At 51.4% G+C, this 255-nt stretch carries 1 rRNA gene; it reads left to right on the forward strand.

From position 1 onward, the window contains the following. Positions 1-255 (forward strand): 23S ribosomal RNA (locus tag ACRHNM_RS17370); the annotation flags it as partial.

The following is a 255-nucleotide window of genomic DNA, read 5'->3' on the forward strand; positions in this document are numbered from 1 at the left end:
AGCGGCGAGCGAAATCGGAGAAGCCCAAACCAATGTTGTTTCGGCAATATTGGGGTTGTAGGACCGCGATATTCGATGTAAAACTGAACTGGAACGAGCTGGAAAGTTGGACCATAGGGGGTGATAGTCCCGTACAGGCAAGGTTTTATTATTGATAGCGGTATCCTGAGTAGCGCGGGGCACGTGAAACCCTGTGTGAATCTGGCGGGACCATCCGCCAAGGCTAAATACTCCTGGGGGACCGATAGTGAACTA

Source organism: Psychroserpens mesophilus, from assembly GCF_050617655.1.
GTDB lineage: Bacteria > Bacteroidota > Bacteroidia > Flavobacteriales > Flavobacteriaceae > Psychroserpens > Psychroserpens mesophilus_A.